This window comes from Mesorhizobium sp. M7A.F.Ca.CA.004.12.1.1 (assembly GCF_003997835.1).
In the GTDB taxonomy this organism is placed as follows: Bacteria; Pseudomonadota; Alphaproteobacteria; order Rhizobiales; family Rhizobiaceae; genus Mesorhizobium.
Genome location: NZ_RZRK01000798.1, coordinates 1 through 2757 on the forward strand (window position 1 = coordinate 1; position 2757 = coordinate 2757).

Here is a 2757-nt window from a genome sequence, read left to right on the forward strand (position 1 = left end):
CAGGTGCCCTCATCGCCGGCGCCCCGGCCGATGACCGCGAGCGGCTGGCCGAATTCGGCTCGGCGATCGGTCTTGCCTTCCAGCTTGCCGACGACCTGCTCGATTTGACCGCCGATGCCAGCCAGATGGGCAAGGCAACCGGCAAGGACGCCGCCGCCGGCAAGGCGACGCTGGTGGCCTTGCATGGTGCGAATTGGGCTCGCAACCAGTTGCACGGCCTCGTCGAGCAGGCGCATGCACTGCTTGATCCTTATGGCGACGACGCCCAGTTGCTGAAAGAAGCGGCAACGTTCGTGGCGACCCGCACCAGTTGAGGTTGGCGCCAGCCGAGATATCGAGCTGACTAAAGTTCGCTCATCCTCCGCCGGCCAATTCAGAAATAGAACTTGAGCGGAAGCCTGCCGAGGCAGAGGATCGACATCGCTTTGCCATCCGCACGGCACGCACGCGGTGCGGGTAGAGTTGGAGGGGTGCCATGTCGACCACCGACAAGCTGTTCAGCGGTTCCATTGCCGAGGTCTACGACCGGGCGATGGTGCCGCTGATCTTCGAGCCGTATGCACGGGATCTGGCAGAGCGGGTGTCGAAGCTCGGGCCGCAATCGGTGCTCGAAGTGGCGGCGGGCACCGGTGTGGTGACACGTGCGATGGCAGCAAAGTTGCCGGCGCAAGCCCGCATCGTGGTCACCGACCTCAACCAGCCCATGCTCGACCACGCGCGCACGCGGATGGCGGACGATCCTCGGATCACCTGGCGGCAGGCCGACGCCCAGGCGCTGCCCTTCGAGGACGCAGAGTTCGACGCCGTGGTTTGCCAGTTTGGCGCGATGTTCTTCCCCGATCGGGTGGGCGCCTACGGCCAAGCGCGGCGGGTGATGCGGCCGGGCGGGCACTTCCTGTTCAACGTCTGGAGTGCCATCGACGACAACGAGTTCGCCGAGGAAGTGACGCGGGCGCTCGGCCATTTTTTCCCGGCCGATCCGCCGCGCTTCATGGCGAGGACGCCGCACGGCTATCACGATGCGGACGTCATCCGCGCCGACCTTCATGCCGCCGGCTTCGGTAACATCACCATAGAGCCGCTGGATGCCGTCAGCGCCGCTTCGTCGCCATATGAGGCGGCCACGGCCTATTGCCAGGGCACACCCCTGCGGGCTGAGATCGAGGCGCGCGGCGGCTCGCTGGAGGAGGCGACGCGATACGTGGCGAATGCCCTTGGGAAACGGTTCGGGGAAGGCCCGGTGCGTGGCCGCATCCGCGCCCTCGTCGTGGAAGCGGTCTAGGCGCGCTGTCCATCCGGCGGTTCGCATGGCCTGCCTGCCCTCTCACGAACGAAATTTTAATGTAAATGAAGCGTAATCCCGGCCATTAAAATGGTGCGTATGTGTTGGGGTTGCGCATGCCTGAATATTCGTCCTTCATCCGGTCGGTCCGGATCCGCTATATTTCAGGGTTGCTGATCTTCGCGCTGGCTTCCGCCGGTATCGTGATTGCGCTTGACCGCGTCAATTCCTTTCGCCGCGACATCGATGCGCTGAGCAGCAATCTCGTCATCTTCACCCGCGACCTGCGCAACGCGACCAGCTTCGCCGAGACCACCGGCACCGCCTGGCGGGCGGAGACACGCGATGCCCTGACCACATCGGCGCGCGGCCATTCGGAGCGCCTGACCGGCGAGATCGAGACGCTGACCGCCCAGCTTGCGGCGATCAAGCCGCGGCTGTCGATCAAGACCGTCAACGAACTCCAGTCCGCTTCCGTCAACGGCGATCTGTTCTGGTCGCCGCGCGACATGGTGCGCAATTTCAACCTGATGTCGATGGCGCAAAAGGTCGACGAGTGGAGCTATCGCGAAATCCGCAACCAGAACGACCTGTTCGCCCAGCCGATGCTGGTCCGCGTCCGCACCGCCATGGATGATGAGCGCCACCTGGCCGATGCCTCAAGCGACAGGCTGCTGCTGTGGGCGAGCGGCATCCTGTTCGCGGCACTTGCCATCGTCGCCTTCTGGATCTTCCGCCCGATGGAAGTGGCAATCCGCCGCGCCTTTGCCGAATCCGCCGAATCCCTGTTCAAGGCCGAGGCCGCCGACCGCGCCAAATCGGAATTCCTGGCCAATATGAGCCACGAAATACGCACGCCGATGAACGGTGTGCTCGGCATGGCCGAACTGCTGGCCAAGACCGATCTGACCCCGCGCCAGAAGACCTTCACCGACGTCATCGTCAAATCCGGCAACGCGCTGCTCACCATCATCAACGACATCCTCGATTTCTCCAAGATCAATGCCGGGCAACTCACTCTCGACCCTGCTCCCTTCCGCCTTTCCGAGGCGGTCGAGGATGTGGCGACGCTGGTCTCGGCGCGCGTCGCCGAAAAGAACCTCGAACTGATCGTGCGTGTCGACCCGCGCCTGCCGGCCCATGTCGTCGGCGACGCCGGCCGCTTCCGGCAGATCATCACCAACCTGCTCGGCAATGCCGTGAAGTTCACCGAGAAGGGTCATGTGCTGATCGATGTCGGCGGCGAGATCGTCAACGACGTGGTCCAGCTCAAGGTCCGCGTCGAAGACACCGGCATCGGCATACCGGCCGAGAAACTGCAGAACGTGTTCGAGAAATTCGCGCAAGTGGACGGCTCGTCCACCCGCCGCCATGAGGGCACGGGGCTGGGCTTGGCCATCGCCGCCCGCCTCGTCGACCTGATGGCAGGCAAGATCGGCGTCGAAAGCGAGATCGGCCGTGGCTCCGTGTTCTGG

Annotated in this window: 3 protein-coding genes; all 3 read left to right on the plus strand. The window is 64.2% G+C overall.

Features of this window, described 5'->3' with window-relative positions:
• The coding region (locus EN984_RS29760) for a polyprenyl synthetase family protein (RefSeq protein ID WP_206517512.1) at positions 1-314 on the plus strand (314 nt) is incomplete at its 5' end.
• A gap of 161 nt (positions 315-475) precedes the next feature.
• Positions 476-1282, plus strand: a complete 807-nt coding sequence (locus EN984_RS29765) for a class I SAM-dependent methyltransferase (RefSeq protein WP_127267511.1) — start codon at positions 476-478, stop codon at positions 1280-1282.
• A gap of 116 nt (positions 1283-1398) precedes the next feature.
• Positions 1399-2757 (plus strand): ATP-binding protein (locus tag EN984_RS29770; protein WP_245480145.1); only part of this gene is annotated, 1359 nt, incomplete at its 3' end.

What these genes read in the sequence shown, in the direction of transcription:
- EN984_RS29765 (WP_127267511.1), top strand. Translation starts at nt 476, where the DNA reads ATGTCGACCACCGACAAGCTGTTCAGCGGTTCCATTGCCGAGGTCTAC.